This is a genomic window from Actinacidiphila sp. bgisy167 (assembly GCF_965342175.1).
In the GTDB taxonomy this organism is placed as follows: Bacteria; Actinomycetota; Actinomycetes; order Streptomycetales; family Streptomycetaceae; genus Actinacidiphila.
The window spans coordinates 23,889-46,871 of record NZ_CBDRBL010000010.1 but is presented as its reverse complement, the minus strand read 5'-3'; the positions used below and the strand labels follow the sequence as shown (position 1 = coordinate 46,871).

Here is a 22,983-nt window from a genome sequence, read left to right as displayed (position 1 = left end):
GCCACGGGGCGCGAAGGGGGCGGCAGCGGCGCCGGGCCGAGAGCCCCCGCTTCACCGCTGTGCACGGGCCAGGACTTGGTTTGCCGTGCGCGTGCCCTTAGGGTGTCAACAATGCGTCAAGATGGGGGCGCAGGGTGTGCCGGGAAGTCTGGTCGGCGTTTGTCAGGGGCGTGAGTGCCCGTTGCCGACGTCCCGGAAGGGTCCGCCTCGATGGCTGCCGCCCCGCGTTCCCGCCCCTTGTTCCTCGGCGTGCTCCCCTTGCCCGAGCGCCGTGCCATCGCCCGCGCGCTGCGGACGGAGACGGTCGGTGGCCTGGTGATGCTCACCGCCGCCGTGGTGGCGCTGGTGTGGGCGAACGGGCCGTGGCACGGGACGTACGAGTCGGTCCGTGAGTTCCACTTCGGCATATCCGCCCTCGGGCTGGACCTGTCGGTGGGGCACTGGGCGGCGGACGGGCTGCTGACGGTGTTCTTCCTGGTCGCCGGCATCGAGTTGAAGCGCGAGCTCGTCGTCGGCGAGCTGCGCACGCCCGAGACCGCGGCACTGCCGGTCATCGCGGCGGTGTGCGGGATGGTGGTGCCGGCCGGACTGTACGTCGCGGTCGCCGCGCTCGGGGGCGGGAGCCTGGAGGGCTGGGCCGTCCCCATGGCCACCGACATCGCCTTCGCGCTGGCGGTGCTGGCCGTCATCTCCACCCACCTGCCCACGGCTCTGCGCGCCTTCCTCCTCACCCTCGCGGTGGTGGACGACCTCGGCGCGATCCTCGTCATCGCCGTGTTCTTCACCTCCGACCTCGACCTCTGGGCTCTGCTCGGGGCGGCGGCCGGCCTGGCGGTCTTCTACGCGCTGCAGCGGCTGCGGGTGACCGGATGGTGGTGGTATGTACCGCTCGGTGTGGCGATCTGGGCCCTGATGTACCACGGGGGCGTCCACGCCACCGTCGCCGGCGTCGCCATGGGGCTGATCCTGCGCACCACCCGGGACGACGACGAGACCGCCTCCCCCGCGGAGCGCACCGGTTTCCTGCTGCACCCGCTGTCCGCCGGGGTCGCCGTTCCCTTGTTCGCGCTCTTCGCGGCCGGGGTCACCGTCTCCGCCGGCGCCCTGGGTGACGTGTTCACCCGTCCGGAGCCGCTCGGGGTCGTGGTGGGCCTGCTCCTCGGCAAGATCGTCGGCATTTTCGCGGGCACCTACCTGGCCGCCCGCTTCACCCGCGCGCGCCTCAACCCCGACCTGGCCTGGGGCGACGTGTTCGGCCTGGCCGTCCTGGGCGGGATCGGCTTCACCGTCGCCCTCCTGATCGGCGAGCTCGCCTTCCCCCCGGCCGAGGCGGAGCACGTCAAGGCCGCCGTCCTTGTCGCCTCCCTGGCAGCGGCATGCCTCGCCGCACTGCTGCTGCACCGCCGCAACCGGCTCTACCGGCGGCTGTGCACCGAGGAGGACCATCGCTGACGCCGCGGAACCGCCCAGCCGACGCACCCCGCCCCGAACGACACGGGCGTCGAACAGCCACACGTTGTTCCGCGTGCACCGGCCCGGTCCGAGGCGCACCCTGGGATTGTGGCGCATCGCCGTTCCTCCACGCGGCGCACGGCCACCTGAGAAATGAGAGGCCCTGCCGCCTGTGGGCTGCGCGGTGGGGCCTCGCCCGCGCGACCTCTAATCTTAAGTCTCGCCCGTTCCTCGCAGGAGGGACATGCACCCGAAGGCCCCGCCGCCGAAGTCGGCGCCCCCGTCGACGTCATCGAGACCCTGCTCATGGCGCAGGCCCACGGGTACCGGCCCGATCCGCGTGCTGTGGCGCTGCTCCACCCCATCCCGGAGCGGTTTCCTCGACGCCACCACGAGCGGTCCCCGGGTCCTCAGCGGCAAGGAACTCGCGCCAGTGGGCGCGCAGGCGACTCCGTGCTCCTTCACGACGCTCAGGACCGCGTCGCAGCAGGCGACCCTCTGCTCCTTCGCCGTCGGCAAGGGCCGCGACGACAACTGGGGCGGAGCCGTCGACGGTCTGCGCATCACCCGGTTCGTCCACGGCCTCGAGGCAGAAGGCGTGAGGGCCCGCCGCGTGGGCTGAAAGCCGCCGTTCCCCCCTGCGAGCAGGCCGGGCCGCCTGCACCGCTGCGGGCCGCACGACGGGCCCGAACCGGCCGGCGTTCGTCCACACCGCCCCGACCGGCCCGCGGCCCGCGCCCCTGCTCCGCCCTTTCGGGCGGGGCCGGGCCCGCGCCGGTCATCAGCGGGCATGGGCCGTTCGGCCCGTTCGGGGGACCCTCGGGCGTACCGGTGGCCCCCACCGGCCCATGTGGGGCCCGGCGGAATCGGCCGACAGTGGGATCCGAGGCCGGCGCGCCTCGGCCCGTCGGCATCACGGCCGAACACGCGCCGCGGCGAGGAGGAGACGAACGATGAGGCACCGCACGACGGGGCATGTGATGACGGCGGAGGTCGTCAGCGTCCGCGAGGGCATCCCCTACAAGGACCTCGTGGCACTGCTGGCACGGCACCGGATCAGCGGCGTGCCCGTGGTCGACGACGACGACAAGGTCCTCGGCGTCGTCTCCGAGACCGACCTGATGGCACGCCAGGCGGCGGGAAGAGGCGGCCCCCGACGGCGCCTGCCACCGCTGTCCCCCACCGCGCGGCGTGACGCCGCCCGGGCCGGAGCACGGACCGCCGGACAGCTGATGACCGCTCCGGCGGTCACCGTACGCGCACGGGACTCGATCGCCGTCGCGGCCCGCACCCTGACCGGGCACCGCGTCAACCGGCTGCCCGTGGTCGACGACGAGGACCGCCTCGTCGGCATCGTCACCCGCGGCGACCTCCTCCAGGTCTTCCTCCGCCCGGACCCCGACATCCGCGACGAGGTCGTCGACGAGGTGGTCGTGCGCGCGCTGTTGCAGCCCCCTCGTGAGATCGTGGTGGACGTCCACCACGGCGTGGTCACCCTCGAGGGCCGTCTGGAGCGCCGCAGCCAGGTCCCGCTGGCCGAGGCCATGGCCCGCCAGGTCGACGGCGTCGTCGCCGTGGTGAACCGGCTCGCCTACCGGCTTGATGACACGCACCAGCAGCCCGCCCGGCCCGCGGTCCACCGCGTCCCCGACGACCGGCCGCACACCGCGTGAGGAGGACGAGGAGGATGGGAAGGACGAGCGGGCCATGTCCGTCCATGACCGCGTGAACGGCCGCGGTCCGGCTTCGGTACCGATCGGGCGGCCGGTGTTCGCGGCCCTGGTCGGACCGGCCGTGGCGGCACCGGCGCGGCAACGCCGCCGACGGTGCGGCGCTGCCGGGCGGTGTGACCGGAGTCCGCGCGAGCCGCTCGCCGTGACCGGGGGACGCCGCCGCGCCGCGGTTCCCCGTCCCGGCACGACGTCAGCGAAAAGGGGACGGGCGGCCCGGCGGCGACGGCTGCCCGTCGACCCGGGACCGGTGGGGCGGGCCTGTCCGGCCCGCTCGGGAAGGAGGAGGCCATGAACCCCGGCAGGCGCCCGGCGACGGTCGGCGACGTGATGACGCGGAAGGTCGTCGCGGTCACCCCGGGCACGTCGTTCAAGGAGATCGTGCGGACCATGGAGCAGTGGAAGGTCAGCGCACTGCCGGTGGTGGGCGGCGGCACCCGGGTCGTCGGCGTGGTCTCCGAGGCGGATCTGCTGCGCAAGGAGGAACACCGCGAGGATGTCGCCCCACCGGTCGTCGCGGATCCCGCCGCGGCGGCCCCCGACAAGGCGGCCGCCGTCACCGCCGAGCAGTTGATGACCGCCCCGGCGGTCACCGTGCACGAGGACGCACCGTTGGCACAGGCGGCGCGGGCCATGGCACTGCACCGCGTGAAGCGGCTGCCGGTCGTCGACGCACAGGGCGTGCTGCGGGGCGTGGTGAGCCGGGGCGACCTGCTCAAGGTGTTCCTCCGCAGCGACGAGGACATCGCCCGCGAGGTGCGGGAACTCGTCATGGCGGAGCTGCTCCGGGAGGCGTGGCGATCCCTGGACATCGACGTGGCCGAAGGAGTCGTGACGGTGAGCGGACTGCTCGCCGACCGCTCCCTTGTGCCGTCCGTGGCCCGGATGGCGCGTTCCGTCGAAGGGGTGGTCGATGTGCGCTTCGATCTCACCTCGAGCCGGGTGTGACGTCCGGCGGGAGGCGGCCGCGAGGGCCCGCGGAGACGGGCGGCCCGGTCGGACCCTCCGGCGGGTCCGACCGGCCCAAGCGGCGGCCGAGGGTCGCGCGCGACCCTGGCAGCAGGCGGAGCACACGGAGCCGTTGCCCGGCGGCCGGCAACGGGGAAGGACGTGACCGGTCATGACGAAGCACTCCGCGCCCACAGCACCGGGGGACATCGGACGGCGTATCGCGGCGCGCCGTCGCGAACTCGGTCTGTCGCACGAGGACGTGGCCGCTCGCACGGGCATCGCCCCGGGCTATCTGCGGTATATCGAGCAGGACTCCACCGCCGCCCCCGGTGTCGCGACGCTGCGCGGTCTGGCGAGGGCTCTGGACACGAGTGTGTCCACGCTCTGCGGCGGCGACGCCGATCTGCCGCCGGGACGCGGAATGGCGGCCGGGCACGCGGAACTGGTGGATCTCGACCGCGAGGAGTGCTGGAGTCTGCTGTCCACGCACGGGGTGGGCAGAGTCGCCCTGTCGACGCCGGACGGACTGACCGTGCTGCCGGTCAACTACTGCGTCGCAGACGGCACGATCGCCTTCCGCACCTCCGCGGCCGCCACCCCCGCGCAGGCCTCCGACGCCACCTGCGCCTTCGAGGTCGACGAGGTGGACGACGCGCTGAGCCAGGGCTGGAGCGTGCTCGTCCGCGGCATGGCGCACACCGTCACCGACCCCGCTGGTGTGCGGCGGCTGGACGAACAGGCCTACACCGGGCCGTGGGCCGGAGGCGACCGCGACCTGTGGCTGCGGGTCACCCCGGCGACCGTGACAGGCCGCCGCATCGTGGTCGGCTGACAGGAGACGGCAGGAGCCGGCAGGACATGGGCAGGACATCGACACCGACGGGAGACCCGGCATGACCGACAGCGCGTTCCCTCCCCCCGCGGGGCTCCACACGCCGCGCGGCGAGGTCGTCGTGGGGGTCGACGGATCGGATCCGGCCGTGCGCGCCCTGGACCGGGCGGCCGACGAGGCGCACCGGCGGGACACCGCCTTGCGGGTCGTGCACGGGCTGCCGTGGCCCGACCCGGGCGAGGTCGGGTTCGGGCTGGACGCCGACCGCGAGCGTCCGGCGAGCGAGGCGGCGCGGACGATCCTGGATCTGGCCGCCCGGCGTGTGGCGGACCGGCACCCGGGCCTGACCGTCACGCTGGACCTGTCGGCCGAGCCGGCGGCCTCGGCCCTGGTGCGGGCGGGCAGGACCGCCGCCCTGACGGTCGTGGGCACCCGGGGTCGCGGCGGCTTCGCCGGGCTGCTCCTGGGCTCCGTCAGCCTGCGGGTGGCGGCCCACAGCGTCAGCCCTCTGATGGTCGTCCGCGGCGAGGACGCGGCCGCGCGCCGGGGCCTCCTGCACGACAGGGTGCTGCTCGGTCTGAAGGACGAGGGCGACGCCGAGGCGGCCCTGTTCGCCTTCGAGGAGGCGGAGCGCCGCGGCGCGCGGCTGCGGGTGCTGCACACCTGGACCCACCCGCATGTGCCGATGGGCGAATGGCCGGTGTCCCACCAGCAGGACCTGGCGGTCCAGGCCCGGCAGCACAAGGAGCTCGCCCGCTTCGCGGTGTCCAAGCTCTCCGAGCGCTTTCCCGACGTCGCCGTCCGGGTGGACTCCGCCTCCGGACACGCGGCCGCGGCGCTGGTGGAGGCCAGCCGCGCGGCGGACATCGTCGTGATCGGCGCCCACCGCCGGGAAGGGCGTCCGCTGGGGATGCGGCTGGGCCCCGTCACCCACGCCGTGCTGCATCACGCGCACTGCCCCGTCGTCCTGGTGCCCATCGACTGAGCCTGGTGCGGTCCGGGCGCCGAGGCCGTGTCCGGCACGGCGGACGGCGCCACCCGATCCGCCCGACGCCCCGGGACCCCGCGCCCTCCGTCCCGAGTGCGTCCGCCCGCCGAGGGCGACCGTCCACGACAAGGAGCTCGCTCCCTCGAGGAGGCCGTCATGAACGGCAGCCCGCGCACCGTGTCCGACGTGATGACCGAGGCCGTCGTCGCCGTCGGGCGGGACGCCACGTTCAAGGAGATCGTCAGCACGATGGAGCGGTGGAAGGTCAGTGCACTGCCGGTCCTGGAGGGCGAGGGCCGGGTCGTCGGGGTGGTGTCCGAGGCCGATCTGCTGCCCAAGGAGGAGTACCGCGACGGAGCGCCCACCCGCTTCGAGCGGGCGCGGCGGCTGCCGGATCCGGGCAAGGCGGGCGCCACCACCGCCGACGAGCTGATGAGCGCCCCCGCCGTGTGCGTGCGCCTCGAGGCCACGCCGGCACAGGCGGCACGGGCCATGGCAGTGCGGGGGGTGAAACGGCTGCCGGTCGTCGATCGCCAGGGGGTCCTGCGCGGGATCGTCAGCCGGGGCGACCTGCTGGAGGTCTTCCTCCGTCCTGACGAGGAGATCGTCGCGGAGGTGAACCGCGACATCGTCGCCCATGTGTTCCCCGGTGAGCCGCCGCCGGTGCGGGCACACGCGTCGAGGAGGGCGTCGTCCACTTCTCCGGGGACCCGGCGGACCCCTCGCTGGTTCCGCTGGCGTGCAGGGTCGCCCGCGCGGTGCAGGGCGTCGTCGACGCCGTCTGGGACTGAGGGGCCGCGTGGGTGGGCGGGGCACACATCGTGGCACCCGGTCAGGCCGCGCAGCAGGGCCGGATCGACCATCCGGGTGGGCCGGGTGGCCCTGGCGCGGGCCGAGGGGGTGGGACACGATCGACAGACAGCGGCCGAGAACGGCGAAGAGCGGGCCGGAGGCCGAGAGCGGCCCGAAGAGCGGGCAGATGCGGAGAACGGCGCAGTGAGCAGGCAGGGCTCCAGAAGCGCCCAAGGGCCCGAGGGGAGCACGTCCTCCCGGCGCACCGCCCCGCGCAACCGTGACGAGGACGTGAGCAGCATGGCACAGAACCCGTTTCCCGCCGCCCCTGGCGACCTGGGGCGGCGCGTGGCCAACCGGCGTCGCGAATTGGGCCTGACCCGCGAGGAGGTCGCGTCCCGGGCCGGCATGGCCACCAGCTATCTGCGCTTCATCGAGGAGCAGTCCACCGCGGCTCCGGGTCCTGGAACGCTGGGGACGCTCGCAGCCGTGCTGGACACGACGGTCGTGGCGCTCAACGGCGGGGAGGCCGACCTGCCGCCCGGTCGTCTCGGCCGCGCGTCGCCGCACGCACAGCTGCGGGAACTCACCCCCGAGCAGTGCTGGTCGCGCCTGGGCAGCCACGGCGTGGGCCGCGTCGCGGTGACCACGACGGGCCGTGAGGCCATCCTGCCCGTGAACTACAGCGTGATCGACGGGTCCGTCGTGTTCCGGACGGCGCCCGGCTCGGGACCGGCCGAGGTCACCGGAACGGACGTCGTCTTCGAGGTGGACCATGTCGACGATGCGCTCAGCCAGGGCTGGAGCGTCCTGGTCCGGGGCCGGGCCTCGCGGGTCCGGGACCCGGATGCCGTGCGGTACCTGGCCGAGCGGGTGTACAGCGGCCCCTGGCCGGGGGACGACGACCGCGATCTGTGGGTGCGGATCGACGTGGCGGGGATCAGCGGGCGGGACATCGACGTGCCCTCGGCAGCCCGCCGACCCTGACGCATTCTGAGGGAAGGGCGGCGGCGGACGAAGCCCGAGGGCCCGTCCGGCCCTGGCGGGCGCGGGGCTCATGGGCGACGATCACGGTGTCACGGGACATCAGCAGCCGGTGCGTACAGGAACAGGGGGCCAGAATGACCGGTGCAGGACAGTTCTCGCCGCAGACCCCGATCCGCGTCTTCCTCGTCGACGACCACGAGGTCGTGCGACGGGGCCTGCGCGACCTGCTGGACGCCGAGCCGGACATCGAGGTGGTCGGGGAGGCAGGCACCGTCGACCACGCGTTGGCCCGTGGGCCGGCCCTGCGGCCGCACGTGGCGATCCTGGACGTGCGCCTGCCCGACGGCGACGGCATCGGCGTCTGCCGGGAGCTGCGTTCCCGCATGCCGGGGCTGGCATGCCTGATGGTGACCTCCTTCGACGACGACGACGCGCTGCTGGACGCGATCATGGCCGGCGCGGCGGGCTATGTGCTGAAGCAGATCAAGGGCTCCGACCTGATCTCCGCGGTCCGCACGGTGGCCTCCGGCCAGTCCATGCTGGACCCGGCGACCACCGCACGGTTGATGTCCAGCCTGCGGCATCAGGACGAGCCGCCGGAGCCGCAGGACGAGACGCTGGCCGCACTCACCCCGCGGGAGCGGGAGATCCTGGAGCTCATCGGGGAGGGGCTGACGAACCGGGAGATCGGCAAGCGGCTGTTCCTGTCGGAGAAGACGGTGAAGAACCACATCTCCCGGATGCTGGCCAAGCTCGGCGTCGAGCGCCGCATCCAGGCGGCCGTGCTGGCCACCCAGCACCAGTCGGCCGGCGGAGAACCGCGTTCCCACCGCTGAGACCCTGCTACGGGCGCCACGCCCGGCGGCGGGCCCCTGCCGCCGCCGGGGTGGCCAGGCAGGGGCGAGGCGCCCGGAGGAACGGCCGGGCGCTAGGAGCGCACGGGTACGCGCCATTCCAGCTGCGTGCCGCCGCAGTCGCGTGCCGCAGCGGTGAACGTTCCGCCGAGCTTCTCCGCGCGTCGGGCGAGGTTCGTCAGGCCGCTGCGGCGGCCACCCTCAGGCAGTCCCACGCCGTCGTCGGTCACGGTCAGGGAGACGGTCCCGGAGCCGACGACCAGGGCGACCTCGGCGGAACCGGCGTGCGCGTGCCGGGCGATGTTGGACAGCGCCTCGCCCAGCACCGCGATGACGTCGTCGGCCACGGCGGCGGGGACGTCGGTGTCGACGAGTCCCTCCATCCGCAGCGACGGGGTGAACCCGAGGGAAGGCACGGCCTGTTCGACCGCACGGGCGGTGCGCACCCGAAGCCCCTGACGTCCAGGGCCCGAGTCGCGGACCCGCAGCCCGAAGATCGTCGAACGGATGATCTTGATGGTCTCGTCGAGGTCGTCCACCGCGCGCAGCAGGCGTTCGCTGGCCTGTGGATGGTCGACGAAACGCGCGGCGCTCTGCAAGGTCATGCCGGTGGCGAACAGCCGCTGGATGGCCAGGTCGTGCAGGTCCCGGGCGATGCGGTCGCGGTCCTCGAGCCGCGCCAGCTGCTCCGCGGAGCGGCGTCGCTCGGCCAGTTCCATGGCGAGCGCGGCCGAACCGGCGAACGCCAGCAGCGGCGCCGTCTCGGTGTCGGTGAACGGGGCCTGGCCTTCGGCGCGGGCCAGCAGGAGCGCCCCGCGCACCCCCTGGGGCGTGCTCATCGGAACAGCCACGGCGGGACCGAGCCCCGCGAACCGGGCCGGGCCGGCGGTGATACGCGAGTCATGCGCGACATCGGGACTGGTGATCGGTTCACTGGCCGCCATCGCGGCGCCCGCGAACGATCCCTCGCGGGGCAGGGTCAGGCCGCGATGCAGATCCGCGTCGGTGCCGGTGGCGATCGCCACCTCGACCTCCGTCCCGCCCCCGATCGGGCGGGCCACCACGCCGAGGTCCGCCCCGGTGATATCACGGGCATGCTCGACGATCAGCTCCAGGACGCGCGACTCATCGACCCCCGACAGCAGGCTCGCGGTGATCTCCGAGTTCGCCTCCAGCCACCGCTGCCTCGACCGGGCCTCCTGATACAGACGGGCGTTGTCGATGGCGACGCCCGCGGCCACCGCCAGGGTGGACAGCACGGTCTCGTCCTCCTCGTCGAAGCGCTTGCCGCCGCGCTTCTCCGTCAGGTACAGGTTGCCGAAGATCTCGTCGCGTACCCGGATCGGCACCCCGACGAAGGAGTGCATCGGGGGATGCCCGGCGGGGAACCCGTACGACGCCGGGTGCTCGGAGAGCTCCTCCAGGCGCAGCGGCTCGGGGTGGCGGATCAGCTCGCCCAGGATGCCGTGCCCGGAGGGCAGGTGGCCGATCGCCCGGATCTGCTCGTCCGACACGCCCACCGTCAGAAACTGGGCGAGCTTCGCGTCGTCCCCGATCACCCCGAGAGCCCCGTACTCGGCGTCCACGAGAGCGACCGCGGCCTCCACGATCCGCCGCAGCACATGCGGCAGATCCAGCTCCCCGCCGACCGACAGCACCGCCTCCAACAGGCTGTGCACCCGGTCACGTGTCCCCCGCACCGCGTCGATGCGCACCTGCAGCTCGTCCAGGAGATCGTCGAGGCGCAAACGGGGCAGGCGCTCCGCGCCCTCGCCGCCTTCCATCCCCACCGCTCCTCCATCCGGCACAGCAGCTCGCAGCTCCGAACAGCTTCAACATAGCGGGATCCGGACCGCCCCGAACGCTTCCCCGGCCGTTCGCGGCGAATCCCGGCGACCGGAGTGCGCCCGCGCACCGGCCTCCGCCACCCGGCGGGGTACGAAGCCGCCGCCCGGAGGGGTTTGCACCCCGGGGCGTGAGGCAAGGGGACCACATGGGAACGGCCCGCCCGTGACCCACCCCGAGGCGGCCTCCCAAGGGCGTGCCCCGCCCCGGCGATCGGCGCGGCGGCCCGCCCAGGCCCCCGGTCGGCGAGGAGGACCCCGTGATCCCGAAGATCCGTACCCATCGTCCCGGGGAGAAGGTGCCGGTCAGCGGCGTCTACGAGTGCACCTGCGGCAAGAGCCACCGCTTCACCACCACGGACGTGCGGGGCCACACCTTCCCGCCGGTACCGGCAGGCTGCCCCGGCGTCTCTTGGCGGCTGCTGACCCCCGTCCACACGGAGCGCAGTCCTTGACGCTCCCCCGGACGCCCGCCCGGCCCCGAGTGGTGACGGCGCACGAGGCCGGACGGGCTCATAGCGCGGTCCCGCCGACGTTCCTTGCCCGAGCTCCGGCGGGGCCGCTCGCGTTCCCGCCCCTGGCGCTGCCGAAGCCGCCCGACCGTCCGCCCGCCGTACCGCGCCGCCCCCGGAGGCCGTCGGAGCGGTCGGAGCAGGCCGTAAAGAACGCGTAAGTTTGCCGGGACCAGGCAATGACCCGGTGCCAGGCACCGTGTCACCATCGCGGTGTCTTCACAGAAGATCAGACCAGCGAGCCGCGGGGGGCGGGATGGGGTGGTTTCTCGGTATCGGCATCGCCGGTCTGGTGGTGCTGGCGCTGGGGCTCCTCTTCGACGGTGTGCTCGAGGGACTCTTCGACGGGCTGGGGGGCCTGGACGGTCTGCTCTCCCTGCCGGTGGTCGCCGGTTTCGTGTCGATGCTCGGCTTCACCGGGGCGATCGTCTCGGGCACCACGGATCTCGGGACGGTGCCCGCCACCGCGGCGGGGGTGGCCGCCGGGGTCGTGGCGGGCTGGCTGACCTGGAAGTTCAGCCAGTCTCTGCTGCACGGGGGGACCTCGGTCACACCACGAGGCGACGATCTCATCGGCGGTGCGGGCACGGTGGTCACCGCTATTCCGGCGGACGGCTACGGCGAGGTGCTGGCGTACCTGGCCGGCCAGCCCGTGAAGCTCGCGGCCAAGAGCTCCGTCGCGCTCCCGCGCGGATCCCGGGTGTGGGTGGAGGCCGCGCTGTCGGCCACATCGGTGGCCGTGCGCCCCGTCGAGGACTGACCGCGCCCCCGCACCCCGCATCCCCGTCCGCCGACACTCCTCGCTTCGCCCCGCGCGCGGCCCCGCCGCGGCGCCACGTCGTCCTCGTCCTTCCTTCTCCGACCAAGGGAATCCGGCATGAGCCCAGTACTCACCTCCGTGGTGGGCGTCGTCGTACTCGTCGTTCTGCTCGCCCTCGTCGTCATCACCCGCTACAAGGTCGCCGGCCCCAGTCAGGCGTTCATCGTCACCGGCCGGCGGGGCAAGAAGTCGACCGACCCCGAGACCGGACGGGTCTTCACCGACAACAGCGGTCAGAAGGTCGTGGTCGGCGGGGGCGTGTTCGTCGTGCCCTTCGTCCAGCAGAGGTTCACCCTGGACCTGTCCAGCCGGCACATCCCCGTCGCGGTCCGGGGCGCGGTCACGCTGCGCGGGGTGAAGGCCCACCTGGAGGGCGTCGCGATCGTCAAGGTCGGCGGCACCGAGGACTCCATCCGCGCGGCGGCGCAGCGGTTCCTGATGCAGCAGAACGGCATCGTCGGCTTCACCCAGGAAGTCCTGTCGGGTGCGCTGCGCTCGATCGTCGGGCGGATGTCGGTGGAGGACGTCATCCGTGACCGCGCGGCCTTCGCCGGCCAGGTGGCCGAGGAGGCGGAGGCCAGCCTGTCCGGGCAGGGGCTGGTGCTGGACGCCTTCCAGATCCAGGACATCACCACCGAGGGCTCCTACCTCGAGGACCTGGGACGGCCCGAGGCCGCGCGGGCCAAGCAGGAGGCGGACATCGCCGAGGCCCTCGCGCGGCAGGCGTCGGAGCAGGCCCGGCTGAAGGCGGAGGAGGAGATCGCGATCGCCCAGCGGACGTTCGCGCTCAAGCAGGCCGAGATCAAGGCCGAGACGGACGAGGCCGCCGCCCGGGCCGCGGCCGCCGGCCCGCTCGCCGAGGCGGCCCGCAGGCAGGAGGTCCTCACCGAGCAGGAGAAGGTCGCCGCCCGGCAGGCAGCGCTGACCGACCGCGAACTCGACACCAAGGTGCGCAAGCCGGCCGACGCCGCTCGCTACCAGGCCGAGCAGGAGGCCGAGGCCCGGCGCATCGCGCTGGTCAAGCAGGCCGAGGCGGACGCCCAGCGTTCCCGGCTGACCGGTGAGGGTGAGAAGGCGCGCCGCGCGGCACTCGCCGAGGCCGTGCGCATCGAGGGCGAGGCGCAGGCCGCGGCCATCGCCGCGAAGGGCTCGGCGGAGGCCGGGGCCATGCAGAAGAAGGCCGACGCCTTCGCCCGGTACGGCGACGCCGCGGTGCTGCAGATGCTGGTCGAGGTGCTGCCTCAGGTCGTCGAGAAGGCGTCCGAGCCGCTCGCCGCCGTGGACAAGATGACGGTGATCTCGACGGACGGTGCCGGCCAGCTGTCCCGTACGGTCGCGGACAACGTGGCCCAGGGCATGGAGCTGCTGAGCTCCACCACGGGAGTCGACCTCGCCGACCTTCTCAAGAGCCTCGCCAAGCGCGGAACCGCGGCTCCGGCTCCCGCAGAGAAGTCCAACGGCAGGATCGAGATCGCCGACTGACGCGCAGCGGGAAACCCCTGGCCTGTACATGGGTTTCCCGCGCCGTATCTCCGTCCCAGGGCGCCGGGTTGGGCCCCATGTGCCGGAACGCCCGCTCCAGCAAGCTCGGTTCGCGATCCGTACGCCCGTACCCCGTCGGGCAAGCACCCTTGCCGCCAGGGTCGTCGGGCGGCCTGCTCCGCACGCTCGCGCCCGCCATCAGGGTGGAGGTCACCGCCGCTCCGACCGCGCCTTCACACAGCGAAGCAGCGGTGGCCGCAGTGTTGCCGTGCGCACCTCCGTGACCCACACGCCCACTGCGCTCCCGGAAGCGGTGAACAGAGGAGACGAACGCGTGCAGCAATGGGCCCATTTCTCCGTGACCGCCGAGACCGCACGCCTGTGGCGGATCACGCTCGACAGTCCGCCGATCAATCTGGTGTCACCGGAGATGCTCACCGATCTCCCGCAACTGGTCGATCTCCTGCAGGCCGCTTCGGAGCTGCGGGTGGCCGTCTTCGAGTCGGCGAACCCCGAGTACTTCCTGAACCACTACGACACCTCCCGGATCAGCGAGACCCCCAAAGAAGCAGGGGCCGGCAGCTACCCGCTGCTGATCGACGCCACCGCACGGCTGTCACGTCTGCCCGTCGTCTCCATCGCGAAGGTGCGCGGACGGGCCAGGGGCGTGGGCTGCGAGCTGATCCAGGCGATAGACATGCGTTTCGCCAGCGAGCGGGCGCTGTTCTGCCAGCCGGAGACGGCCAACGGCAACCTCCCGGGCGGTGGCGGTCTGGAGCATCTGCCCCGGTTGCTCGGCCGGGCGCGGGCGTTGGAGGTGGCCCTGTCCAGCGACGACTACCCGAGTGACGTGGCCGAGCGGTACGGGTGGATCAACCGCATGGTTCCCGACAGCGATCTCGACGCCTTCGTCGACACGCTCGCCCGCCGGATCGCCTCCTTCGACAAGGAATCGATCGCCGCGGTCAAGCAGCAGATCAATCGCTGCACGCTGCCCTCCGCGGAGGATCTGCGGTCCTCCTACGAGCTGTACCTGCACTCCTTCGACTGGCCGGGGTCGCAGAGCAGGCTTCCCGCCGCGATCGCCGCGGGACGCAATCAGCCGGGCGACTACGAGACGCGCCTGGGGTACCACCTCGGGCGCCAGCCCGAGGTGGGCACGGAGTGAAGCCGTCGACGGGCCGGCGGGGCCACACGGGACCGGCGCCGTGGCCGGGATGAAACTCGACCGTGAGTCTCCGCAGCGGCTCCACGGCGGCGGGGACTCACGGTGCCACCGCTCAGGACAGGATCTCGACGTACCCGTCGGTCCCGTGCACGCGGATCAGCTGCCCGTCCTCGATCAGCCGGGTGGCCCGCTCCACCCCCACGACGGCCGGCAGACCGTACTCCCGGGCGATCACCGCCCCGTGGGTCATCAGACCCCCCACCTCCGTCACCAGGCCCGCGACCGCGACGAACAACGGCGACCAGCTGGGGTCCGTGAAGGTCGTGACCAGGATGTCGCCCGCTTCGAGGTCGGCGTCCGCCAGGTCGAGGATGACGCGGGCCCTGCCCTCGACGGTCCCGGCGGAGACCGGCAGGCCGCTCAGCGCACCGGCCGGGACGTCGTCGCGCCGGTACGCCCCGGTCAGAGCCTCGCCGTCCGATGTGAGCACCCTGGGCGGCGTGAGCGAGTGGTACCACCGGAACGCTTCCTTGCGCTCCTGGATGAGCCGGCCGTCCACCCGGTTCTCGCGCACGGCGTCGCGGAACTCGTGGAAGGTGAGGTGGAAGACGTCCTCCTCCTCGTCGAGCACACCGGCCCGCACGAGGCGCGTCGCCTCCTTCAGCAGCGCCTGCTTGTAGACGAAGTAGCGACTGACGATGTCGTACTTCGGGTATTCCCGGTACCCGACGAAGGTTCTGACCCGGTCGATCATCCGCTTGGCCTCGTCGGCCTTCCGGTCCCCGTCCGGGAGGGCCCGCAGCCGGGACAGCACGTCGTGTTCCTTCTGCCGCGCCTTCTCCCGGCCTTCCGCGAAGCGCCGCGCGGCCTCGCCCGGTTCGAAGTTCCTGACGTTGTCGAGGATCAGGGGCACGAGAGCGGTGGGACGCTCGCTCCAGCGCGGCCTCGTGACGTCGATCTCGCCGACGCAGCGCATGCCGTACCGGTCGAGGTACGCCTCCACCGCATCACGCGCCTCTCCCCCGCCCGGCAGCTTCACCAGCTCGTCCAGGAAGTCCTCGTCCTCGACGCCCCGCAGGTACGCGACGACCTCCGTATGCGGACGGATCGCGTCCGCGACGTCCAGCAGCGCCAGCCCCATCTGGGAGGTGACATTGCCGGGCGCGGACAGCGTGAGCGTGTCAGCCGCGTTCTTCTCGCCCAGCCACTCCCGCAGATTGTCGTTCAGCCACCATGTGGCCTCCATCCCAGCGGTGACGACCTGCAGGTTCAGGGGATCCCCGAGGATCCGCTTGTGCTCCTCGAACGCCTCCAGGAGGAAGTCGAACAGCGCCGGTCCGGTCTTCGTCCGGATGTCGCGCCGCAGAGCGGCGATCGACGCCCGACTGCGCTCGATCAGTGCGGTGACGACGGCCGGATCGGTCGCGACCGGCTCGGGAGCGGTGCCGGCCGGCGGCCCGCCGGAGCCCGCGGCCGGCGGCGTGGGGGCGATGTCGCCGCGCTCGAGGACGGTCTCCAAAGCGTCCCTGACCAGCGGATCGCCTCGGCCCATGGCGTCCAGCAGCGCGGTGCGGCTCGCGGGCGAAGCCAGGCGCGGGGTGACGTCGACGAACAGCCTCCCGCCGGCCTCGTGCATCGGCACCATGGCCGTCAGCCGCCACATGGAGAGCCCCAGCGCCTTCATGGGGTCGGTCATCATCTGGCCGTGGCCCACGGAGACGTAGACGCGCTGTCCCCGGTCGCCGGTCCCGGGGACGGGGACGGGGACGGGGTACAGCGTGGTGATCGGCCGGCTCTGGACGAATCGGAAGCCGTCCTCGGCCAGGCACCACTCGATGTCCTGCGGTCGTCCGAAGTGCCCCTCGATCCGCCGTCCGAGTCGCACGAGCTCCACGACCTGCGCATCCGTCAGCGCCGGCTGCCCCTGCCGCCGCGCGTCGATCGCCACCTCCCGCGTACCGCCGTCCGGCAGGGCGTCCACGGCACGCCGCTTCTCGCCGATCGTCCTTGCGACGACCTCGCCGTCGCGCACCGTGAAGACGTCCGGGCTCACCAGCCCGGAGACCAGGGCCTCGCCGAGGCCGAAGCCGGCGTCGACGGTGGCGACCTTCCGGTTTCCCGTGACGGGGTCGGCCGTGAACAGGATGCCGGAGGCCTGCGGGAGGACCATCCGCTGGACGACCACGGCCATGTGGACCGCACGGTGATCGATGCCGTTGCGCAGACGGTAGGTCACGGCCCGCTCGGTGAACAGCGAGGCCCAGCAGCGGCTGACGTGTCGGAGGATCTCCGTGGCGCCCATGACGTTCAGATAGGAGTCCTGCTGGCCCGCGAAGGACGCCGTCGGCAGATCCTCGGCCGTCGCGCTGGACCGGACGGCGAAGGCCACCCGCTCGCCGAACGGGGCGAGCGCCCCGGTGATCGCCGCCGTGAGATCGCCCGGGATCCCGACTGCCTCGACGGACCGGCGCATGTGGGCGCTGAGCGCGCGGATCGCCTCCCGGTCCCCCGGGTCCAGGCGCGAAAGCCGATCCAGGAGGTCACCGAGCGACGGCACTTCGGCCGTGATCCGCCGGAAGGCCTCCGTCGTCACGCAGAAGCCGCCCGGCACGCGGATCCCTTCGATCCGCGAGAGCCCGCCCAAGTGCGCGCCCTTGCCGCCGACGAGCGCGACATGCGTCGCGTCGACCTCGCGCAGATCCAGCACATATCGCCCGGTCATCGCTTCGCCTCCCGCCCTGCCGCGCTCCGTCGCGGCGCGGTGGCCGACCGCACCACCGGCGTTCCCATGTCGTCGAACCTCATCGCGAGCACGTCCTTGTCCTTGATTCCCCGCTCCTGATCGATCGTCAGGCAACGTCCCGGATGCGGTGGCGGTCGCGCCCCCGCGCCTGGGCGCGGCGAGCCCGCGCGTCCACGACCGCCCGGCTCCTCGCCGCTGCCGAGCCCGTTGTCACGAGTCGCGGCAGCGAGCGACGATTGTGCGCCTTGACCCGGGCCTTGCCGCAAGCCCCCCAGTGCGCTATACCTTGAGAGCGGCAAGGAGAGCGTTCTCCTTGCCTTTTCGTTTTCCGTCATCCGCCGGAACGGGCACGCTCCCGCAGGGCGGACCGCGCCCGCGGCGGCCGCCGTCCGATCCGCGCCCACTCGATCGGCCGCGGTGCGGGTGCGGGGCGGCAGGGGCGGCTGTTCGATGGGCCGCAGCAGTCCCCGGCCCGGCGCCGGGCCCCGGCGCGACCGCGGGCTCCCGGCGGGCAGCGGGTACGGGGCCGACGGCCGGGCAGGTGGTACACCGTGGCAGACAAGGACGCTCCCCCGGACCTCGACGCGGTCGCCGACGAGCTGTACCGGCTGCCGCCCGCGCGGTTCACCGGCGCCCGAGACGCACACGCCCGGGCCGCCCGGAAGGCCGGCGACCGGGCCCTCGCCGACCGGATCACGGCACTGCGCAAGCCCACCATCTCGGCGTGGGCCGCCAATCTGCTGGCTCGCGAGCGCCACGACGAGGTCGGCCCGCTGCTCCGGCTCGGCGAAGCACTGCGCCAGGCCCACCGGGAACTCGACGGCGATCAGCTGCGCCAACTGGGCCGCCGGCAGGGGGAACTCGTGCGGGCCCTGTCCCGGCAGGCCGCACAGCTCGCCGCCGATTCCGGACACCGCCTCACCGGCCGAGCCGTACAGGGGGTCGAGGAGACCCTGCACGCCGCACTCGCCGACCCAGAGGCCGGGACGGACCTCACGCGAGGCCGCCTCACCAGGCCCCTCGCGGCCACCGTCGACTTCACGGGCCTGGCCACCACCGCCGACGGGGGCGACCTTCCGCGCCGCCCGCCACCGAAGCAGCCACAGCAGCAGGAGAAGCGAGACCAGAAGCAGAAGCAGAGACCGAAGCCTCGGCGGAAACCGGCGAAGACGGCGGGGGGCGGGCAGCCGGGCCGCCGGAAGGCGGAGCTACGGCGCCTACGCGAAGAGGCCGGGCGAGCCGAGGAGCAGGCACGCCAGGCCGAGCGGGAGGCCGAGGACCTGGAGAACGACGCCGCAGCCGCCCAAAAGGGTTTCGAGACCGCGGTCCGTCACCATGACGAGGCCCAGCAGCACCTCGACGCCCTGCTGGAACAGGTCAAGGACGCCAAGAGCACGCTACGCGCCGCCCGCGACGACCTGGACCAGGTACGGCGCCGGCACCGCGACGCCGGCAAGGCCGCCCGCGACGCCCGCCGCCGGGCGGGCAGGGCCGCGGCCCGCGCCGAGCAGCTGGCCGATGGACTCGCGTCCGGGTCCTGATCCGCAGGCTCGGCGGGGGCCGCCCCACAGCCCCCGCCCCCGGGAACCGCGAGAGCGGGACCGGGAGCGGAGGCAGGCCGGAGCGGGGCCCGGCGCGATGCGTCACCACGCACTGGCTCCGCCGTCCACGGCGTAGTTCGCTCCGGTGATGTAGGAGGCCCGGTCGGAGGCGAGGAAGGCGGCCAGTTCGACGATCTCCTCGGGCCGGGCGAAGCGCTTGAGGAGGGTCTTGCCGGTGATCGCGTCGCGGGCGGCCTGGTTGTCGCCGAGGTCCCGGTCGCTGGCGGGGGTCAGGACGGGGCCGGGGCTGATCGCGACCGCGCGGATGCCGTGGGGCGCGCCCTCGAGGGCGAGTTGCCGGGTCATACCGATGACGCCCGCGTTGGCGGCGGTGTGCCCGACCATCGGCGGGTTGGCGCCGGCGATCATGCCGGCCATGGAGGCGATGTTGATGATCACGCCGCCGCCACGGCGCACGAGGTGCGGCCAGGCGGACTCGGAGACGAAGAAGGGGATGTCGAGTTCGCCGGTGATGGTGGTGTGCCAGTCTTCGACGGAGAAGTCGGGAAGTGGGCCGAAGCGCAGGGCTGCCGCGTTGTTGTAGATGACGTCGAGCCCGCCGTAGGCGGCCGCGGCGTCGTCGACGAGGCGGCGCACCTGCTCGGGGTCGGTGAGGTCGACGGGCGCGATGCTCGTCATCTCGCCTCCCGCTCGTCGTACGAGTTCGACGGTCTCCTCGTTGGCCTCGGCGTTGATGTCGGCTCCGACGACCTTCGCGCCTTCCCTCACGAACACCTGGGCCGCGACGCGGCCCATGCCGCCGCCGGTGCCAGTGATCAGTACGACTTTGCTGTCAAGAAGTGTTGCCATGGGATCTTCTCCTGCCAGGGGATGAACGGGGTGCGTGCGTTCGGCTGTGCCGGCGTCCAGAGGCGGGCGGTGCTCGGGCGCGCGGTGCGCCCGGTTCCGTCGCCTCGCCTCGGTAAGAGCACCGCGCCGGGGCCGGCCGTGGCGGCGTCTGCTCGTACCGGAGTGGACGCCGCCGGGTGGGGGCGGGCCGGTCCGGTCGGCGGGGAGGCCGCGGCACCGGACCACGCGGTCGCCGTGGCGCGCCCTGTGGCGGCCGAAGCGGTGGGGGCCATGGGGCACTCCTCGGGTAGGCGTCGGTGCCCGCAGCACCAAAGTGATTGACACGTCAAGCATCCTCCCGGGGGTGGCCGGCGTCAAGCAGCGACCCGATGGGCGATCCCATGCCCCGGACAGAAGGGATCGCCGGCGGTCGCCTTGTCGGCCGCACCCCGACGAGGCGTCCTTCACACGCCGGTGACCTGCGGCGATGCTCCAGTCCCGCATGGCAGGGTCACCTTGGCGATCAAGGGGACGCGTACGGCGTCAGGCCGGCCGGCGGCAACGCGGCGATGCCGGAGTGACCGACGGAACACTGCGGCGGATGCCGACCACCAGGCGCCCCTTCCGGCTGCCCTCACGGCGGGGGCAGGCCCGGCGATCCGGTGTCAGCCGCCCCGCCGGGCTCGAGCGCTCCGCTCAGCGGGCGCCGCCGGCTCGGATCACCTCCGGCCACCGAACTGCCAGGGTGCACCCCGATCCCGTCGTACACACGGGCCGCCTGGACGGCGCGTGCGGTGTCCTGGCCCGCGGCCCGGAGGAGGGCCGCCGTACCGAGCCATGCGCTGCCGCCGTCGGAGAGCAGGGGCCCGTACGCGATCACGTCTTCTCGCCCGGGCGGGACGTCGAGGCCGGCGCCCGGCCCGCGCCGAGGCCGGCATCCCCGGCTGCCGCCCGTGCGGTCACGGGCGAAGGTCCCGCATCGTGCGCCCCAATGGATCGCGCCATCGGCGCAGAGCACGTCGCGGTGGACGCCGGCCCGGTGGCCCGGCTCGAAATTCCTTCTTCGACAGGCCCGTTCAGCCCGGCTGGCGATCGGCGCCGCCCGGTTCGGACACCGGTGACGGTTCGTATCCCGGACCGGCCCACGGCCCCGGCACCGTCACCAAGGCCGGCGGCAGGGGACGTTGCCGGTGACCTGGACGCTCCCGCGGCGGACGGACGCGACAGACGACCCGTGCGACCGCGGGAGCGACGGGACATTTGACGCATGCGGAGGCCGGGTGGCCGCAGGCACAGTGGTCCGGGCTGCGGGCGGGGCCCTTGGTGCGCGCCCTTTCCGCGCCTCCCCCTGCCCTGATCACCCAGCACACTCCGCGGCACGGCGGGCGCGCGAGGTCGCGCCCGGCGCAGGCAGCCGAGGCGGCGTCCGGATGCCGGGCAGCCGCACAAGGAAGAGAGAATGGCTCCACTCGTCGACGAACCCATGGCCGACACGCGCGACATGCTCATGGCCCACAGCGCGCTGCGCCGGGAGTTCCGACTGCTTCCCGACCTCGTCCGGTCCGTCGCTCCGGGCGACAGCCGGCGCACGCGGGTCGTCGGAGCCCACGCCGAACTGATGTGCCGGATCCTGCGGACGCATCACAAGGGCGAGGACAGGGTGCTCTGGCCCAAGCTGGTCGAGCGGGCCGGCGTCGACGCGGAGTTCATCATGCCGATGATGGAGCAGCAGCACGCCGTCGACGTCAGGTACACCGAGGTGGTCGGACTGCTCGCCCAATGGCGCTCGACCGGACAGGGCGGCGAGGACCTCGCCCATGCGCTCGAGCGGCTTCTGACCGCGCTCCTCCGGCATCTGACGCTCAAGGAGAAGGAGGTCCTGCCGCTGGCCGCGCAGTACATCACTGCGGCCGAGTGGCGCCTCGTGTCTCAGCTCGGCATGCGGAACACGCCGAGGAACGACATGCCGCTCATCTTCGGCATGGCCATGTACGAGGGCGACCCGGAGGTCGTCAAGTCGGTCCTGGCGACGTTCCCGCTGCCGGTCCAGATGATCGTCCCCGTTGTGGCCCGCCGCCGGTACGCTTCCTACGCCCGGCAGGTCCACGGAACGACCTGGCCCCCTCGCGTCGGCGCCTGAGCGTCCGGCCGGAACCGGAGCAGCAGACCGTGACGGCCGTCGCGCACCGGTGGGGCTTCGCCGGCCACGCCCACTTCAGCCGCAGCTTCCGGGCGGTCTACGGTCACTCCCCCGCCGAATGGCGACAGGCCGGCGGCCTGCAGGCTGCACCCCTGCAGGCCACCGGCTTCCTCCATCAGCAATCCGACAGCTGATCAGTCCTGCCGCAGCTGCCCCGTTCCCTCACGGAAGACCGTGCCAGGGGTCCCGGAGAGCGCAGCGGCCGGCTCCTTCGTCCGGGTCAGCGCGACCATCGCGAGATCGTCCTCCGGGAGCGCACCGGCGTGTCGGACGAGGTCCCGGAGGATCTCCCCCAACGCGTCCGTCAGGCAGGGACACTCGTGGTGCGCGGGGTCCTGCCGCACCCACCGCCACGCCGTCGCGCGGTCCAGCAGCGGGTAGCAGTCGCCGGCGGCGTCGCGCGCCTCGACGAGCCCGTCGGTGTAGAGCAGCAGCGTGTCACCGGGAGCCAGTTCGAAGCACTCCTCGATGGCGCCGCACCCGCGCAGGGCGTGCAGTCCCAAGGGGGGCGAGGGACAGCCCGCCACCAGGGCGACGTCACCCCGACTCGCCCGCACCGGCGGCGGATGACCGTGGTTGATCATCCGTGCGCACTGCTCGCCCTCGCACACCTCCAAGAGCAGTGCGGTCACGAAGCGCTCGTCCGTGTCGCGGACAGCGCCGTCGGTCTCGGCGAGGTGCCGCAGGAAGCTCTCCTCCAGGCGTGCCGACAGCTCGCCCAGGGTCGCGGCGCGCGGGGCCCACTCCCGGAACGCCCCGAGCACGGCGGCGACGTCCTCGAAGGTGTGCAGTCCCTTGCCGCACACGTCACCGATGATCAGTCGGGTCGTCCGGCCTCTCCGCGCAACGGCGTAGAGGTCCCCGCCGACCTGTCCCCGCCCCCCGCAGGGCCGGTAGACGGAGGCCAGCTCCAGAGCGCCGATGCGCTCGGGGAGCGGCCGCAGCAGGGTCCGCCGCACCGTGTCCGACACGGCACGCGCTCGCGCCGCGCCGTGTCGGTACCGGTCCTTCACGCGCCCCATCACCACCGCCACCACTCCCGCGGTGACCAGGGGTGCCAGCCCGCACACGAGACTCGGGTGCTCGTAGAACGGCAGGGTCACGCATACCGCGATCAACGCAAGGATCCACGCCACACTCCCTGCGACCGCCATGGGCCGCCTGGGCCGGTCGCCACCCGGCTCCTCCTCGAACTGTTCGATGTCGGGCATAGGCATCACTTCCTCAACTCCGTGCGC

Annotated in this window: 19 protein-coding genes and 2 pseudogenes; 16 read left to right on the top strand and 5 right to left on the bottom strand. The window is 73.1% G+C overall.

The window, feature by feature from the left end:
* The first annotated feature begins 210 nt into the window (after nucleotides 1-210).
* The 9 genes and pseudogenes from nhaA (at nucleotide 211) to ACRWND_RS06195 (ending at nucleotide 8,568) form a co-directional block, all read left to right on the top strand.
* Nucleotides 211-1,452, top strand: coding sequence for a Na+/H+ antiporter NhaA (gene nhaA, locus ACRWND_RS06235; protein WP_431946763.1), 1,242 nt, complete (start codon nucleotides 211-213; stop codon nucleotides 1,450-1,452).
* A gap of 340 nt (nucleotides 1,453-1,792) precedes the next feature.
* The gene (locus ACRWND_RS06230) at nucleotides 1,793-2,074 is read left to right on the top strand and encodes a hypothetical protein (RefSeq protein ID WP_431946761.1); all 282 of its coding nucleotides are present in this window, start codon (nucleotides 1,793-1,795) and stop codon (nucleotides 2,072-2,074) included.
* Nucleotides 2,075-2,405: 331 nt separating this feature from the next.
* Nucleotides 2,406-3,125, top strand: a complete 720-nt coding sequence (locus ACRWND_RS06225; protein ID WP_431946759.1) for a CBS domain-containing protein — start codon at nucleotides 2,406-2,408, stop codon at nucleotides 3,123-3,125.
* Nucleotides 3,126-3,473: 348 nt separating this feature from the next.
* Entirely contained in the window at nucleotides 3,474-4,130 is a 657-nt protein-coding gene (locus tag ACRWND_RS06220; protein WP_431946758.1) for a CBS domain-containing protein, read from the top strand.
* 172 nt (nucleotides 4,131-4,302) lie between these two features.
* Nucleotides 4,303-4,965 (top strand): pyridoxamine 5'-phosphate oxidase family protein, encoded by a 663-nt coding sequence (locus ACRWND_RS06215; protein WP_431946756.1) that lies wholly within the window; start codon nucleotides 4,303-4,305, stop codon nucleotides 4,963-4,965.
* 61 nt (nucleotides 4,966-5,026) lie between these two features.
* Nucleotides 5,027-5,950, top strand: coding sequence for a universal stress protein (locus tag ACRWND_RS06210; protein WP_431946754.1), 924 nt, complete (start codon nucleotides 5,027-5,029; stop codon nucleotides 5,948-5,950).
* Between the two features lie 159 nt (nucleotides 5,951-6,109).
* Nucleotides 6,110-6,744 (top strand): annotated as a pseudogene (locus tag ACRWND_RS06205) (CBS domain-containing protein).
* Nucleotides 6,745-7,045: 301 nt separating this feature from the next.
* Complete coding sequence (locus tag ACRWND_RS06200) at nucleotides 7,046-7,732, top strand: helix-turn-helix domain-containing protein (protein WP_431946752.1); 687 nt, start codon at nucleotides 7,046-7,048, stop codon at nucleotides 7,730-7,732.
* Nucleotides 7,733-7,866: 134 nt separating this feature from the next.
* Nucleotides 7,867-8,568 (top strand): response regulator, encoded by a 702-nt coding sequence (locus tag ACRWND_RS06195; RefSeq protein ID WP_431946750.1) that lies wholly within the window; start codon nucleotides 7,867-7,869, stop codon nucleotides 8,566-8,568.
* 92 nt (nucleotides 8,569-8,660) lie between these two features.
* On the opposite strand, the gene ACRWND_RS06190 is transcribed toward ACRWND_RS06195, so the two are convergent.
* Nucleotides 8,661-10,370 carry a sensor histidine kinase gene (locus ACRWND_RS06190; protein ID WP_431946748.1) on the bottom strand — a complete coding sequence of 570 codons (1,710 nt, stop codon included), beginning with the start codon at nucleotides 10,368-10,370 and terminating at the stop codon, nucleotides 8,661-8,663.
* A 320-nt stretch (nucleotides 10,371-10,690) separates the two neighbouring features.
* Between ACRWND_RS06190 and ACRWND_RS06185 the strand changes: the two genes are divergently transcribed.
* The 4 genes from ACRWND_RS06185 (at nucleotide 10,691) to ACRWND_RS06170 (ending at nucleotide 14,412) form a co-directional block, all read left to right on the top strand.
* Nucleotides 10,691-10,885: a hypothetical protein gene (locus ACRWND_RS06185; protein WP_431946747.1), complete on the top strand. Its 195-nt coding sequence runs from the start codon at nucleotides 10,691-10,693 to the stop codon at nucleotides 10,883-10,885.
* Between the two features lie 313 nt (nucleotides 10,886-11,198).
* Complete coding sequence (locus ACRWND_RS06180) at nucleotides 11,199-11,702, top strand: hypothetical protein (RefSeq protein WP_431946745.1); 504 nt, start codon at nucleotides 11,199-11,201, stop codon at nucleotides 11,700-11,702.
* 117 nt (nucleotides 11,703-11,819) lie between these two features.
* Nucleotides 11,820-13,244 carry a flotillin family protein gene (locus tag ACRWND_RS06175; RefSeq protein ID WP_431946743.1) on the top strand — a complete coding sequence of 475 codons (1,425 nt, stop codon included), beginning with the start codon at nucleotides 11,820-11,822 and terminating at the stop codon, nucleotides 13,242-13,244.
* Nucleotides 13,245-13,578: 334 nt separating this feature from the next.
* Nucleotides 13,579-14,412 carry an enoyl-CoA hydratase/isomerase family protein gene (locus ACRWND_RS06170; protein ID WP_431946741.1) on the top strand — a complete coding sequence of 278 codons (834 nt, stop codon included), beginning with the start codon at nucleotides 13,579-13,581 and terminating at the stop codon, nucleotides 14,410-14,412.
* Nucleotides 14,413-14,524: 112 nt separating this feature from the next.
* Here the strand turns inward: ACRWND_RS06170 and rph are convergent, their stop codons facing one another.
* Nucleotides 14,525-17,134: a rifamycin-inactivating phosphotransferase gene (rph, locus tag ACRWND_RS06165; RefSeq protein ID WP_431946739.1), complete on the bottom strand. Its 2,610-nt coding sequence runs from the start codon at nucleotides 17,132-17,134 to the stop codon at nucleotides 14,525-14,527.
* 572 nt (nucleotides 17,135-17,706) lie between these two features.
* Here rph and ACRWND_RS06160 point away from each other — a divergent pair.
* On the top strand, nucleotides 17,707-18,696 hold the full coding sequence (locus ACRWND_RS06160; protein WP_431946737.1) for a hypothetical protein: 990 nt from the start codon (nucleotides 17,707-17,709) through the stop codon (nucleotides 18,694-18,696).
* Between the two features lie 102 nt (nucleotides 18,697-18,798).
* On the opposite strand, the gene ACRWND_RS06155 is transcribed toward ACRWND_RS06160, so the two are convergent.
* Complete coding sequence (locus ACRWND_RS06155; RefSeq protein WP_431946735.1) at nucleotides 18,799-19,566, bottom strand: SDR family NAD(P)-dependent oxidoreductase; 768 nt, start codon at nucleotides 19,564-19,566, stop codon at nucleotides 18,799-18,801.
* A gap of 613 nt (nucleotides 19,567-20,179) precedes the next feature.
* Nucleotides 20,180-20,425 (bottom strand): hypothetical protein, encoded by a 246-nt coding sequence (locus ACRWND_RS06150; RefSeq protein ID WP_431946733.1) that lies wholly within the window; start codon nucleotides 20,423-20,425, stop codon nucleotides 20,180-20,182.
* 579 nt (nucleotides 20,426-21,004) lie between these two features.
* On the opposite strand from ACRWND_RS06150, the gene ACRWND_RS06145 reads away from it, so the two are divergent.
* Nucleotides 21,005-21,685 (top strand): hemerythrin domain-containing protein, encoded by a 681-nt coding sequence (locus ACRWND_RS06145; RefSeq protein ID WP_431946731.1) that lies wholly within the window; start codon nucleotides 21,005-21,007, stop codon nucleotides 21,683-21,685.
* A pseudogene (locus tag ACRWND_RS06140) lies at nucleotides 21,676-21,879 on the top strand (helix-turn-helix domain-containing protein); the annotation flags it as partial. The gene ACRWND_RS06145 and the pseudogene ACRWND_RS06140, both read left to right, overlap by 10 nt.
* On the opposite strand, the gene ACRWND_RS06135 reads toward ACRWND_RS06140, so the two are convergent.
* Nucleotides 21,880-22,956 (bottom strand): PP2C family protein-serine/threonine phosphatase, encoded by a 1,077-nt coding sequence (locus ACRWND_RS06135; protein ID WP_431946729.1) that lies wholly within the window; start codon nucleotides 22,954-22,956, stop codon nucleotides 21,880-21,882.
* Nucleotides 22,957-22,983 lie beyond the last annotated feature (27 nt).

Coding starts and splice junctions, on each gene's coding strand:
- nhaA (WP_431946763.1), top strand. CDS start 211: ATGGCTGCCGCCCCGCGTTCCCGCCCCTTGTTCCTCGGCGTGCTCCCC.
- ACRWND_RS06225 (WP_431946759.1), top strand. CDS start 2,406: ATGAGGCACCGCACGACGGGGCATGTGATGACGGCGGAGGTCGTCAGC.
- ACRWND_RS06220 (WP_431946758.1), top strand. CDS start 3,474: ATGAACCCCGGCAGGCGCCCGGCGACGGTCGGCGACGTGATGACGCGG.
- ACRWND_RS06215 (WP_431946756.1), top strand. CDS start 4,303: ATGACGAAGCACTCCGCGCCCACAGCACCGGGGGACATCGGACGGCGT.
- ACRWND_RS06210 (WP_431946754.1), top strand. CDS start 5,027: ATGACCGACAGCGCGTTCCCTCCCCCCGCGGGGCTCCACACGCCGCGC.
- ACRWND_RS06200 (WP_431946752.1), top strand. CDS start 7,046: ATGGCACAGAACCCGTTTCCCGCCGCCCCTGGCGACCTGGGGCGGCGC.
- ACRWND_RS06195 (WP_431946750.1), top strand. CDS start 7,867: ATGACCGGTGCAGGACAGTTCTCGCCGCAGACCCCGATCCGCGTCTTC.
- ACRWND_RS06190 (WP_431946748.1), bottom strand. CDS start 10,370: ATGGAAGGCGGCGAGGGCGCGGAGCGCCTGCCCCGTTTGCGCCTCGAC.
- ACRWND_RS06180 (WP_431946745.1), top strand. CDS start 11,199: ATGGGGTGGTTTCTCGGTATCGGCATCGCCGGTCTGGTGGTGCTGGCG.
- ACRWND_RS06175 (WP_431946743.1), top strand. CDS start 11,820: ATGAGCCCAGTACTCACCTCCGTGGTGGGCGTCGTCGTACTCGTCGTT.
- rph (WP_431946739.1), bottom strand. CDS start 17,134: ATGACCGGGCGATATGTGCTGGATCTGCGCGAGGTCGACGCGACGCAT.
- ACRWND_RS06155 (WP_431946735.1), bottom strand. CDS start 19,566: ATGGCAACACTTCTTGACAGCAAAGTCGTACTGATCACTGGCACCGGC.
- ACRWND_RS06145 (WP_431946731.1), top strand. CDS start 21,005: ATGGCTCCACTCGTCGACGAACCCATGGCCGACACGCGCGACATGCTC.
- ACRWND_RS06135 (WP_431946729.1), bottom strand. CDS start 22,956: ATGCCCGACATCGAACAGTTCGAGGAGGAGCCGGGTGGCGACCGGCCC.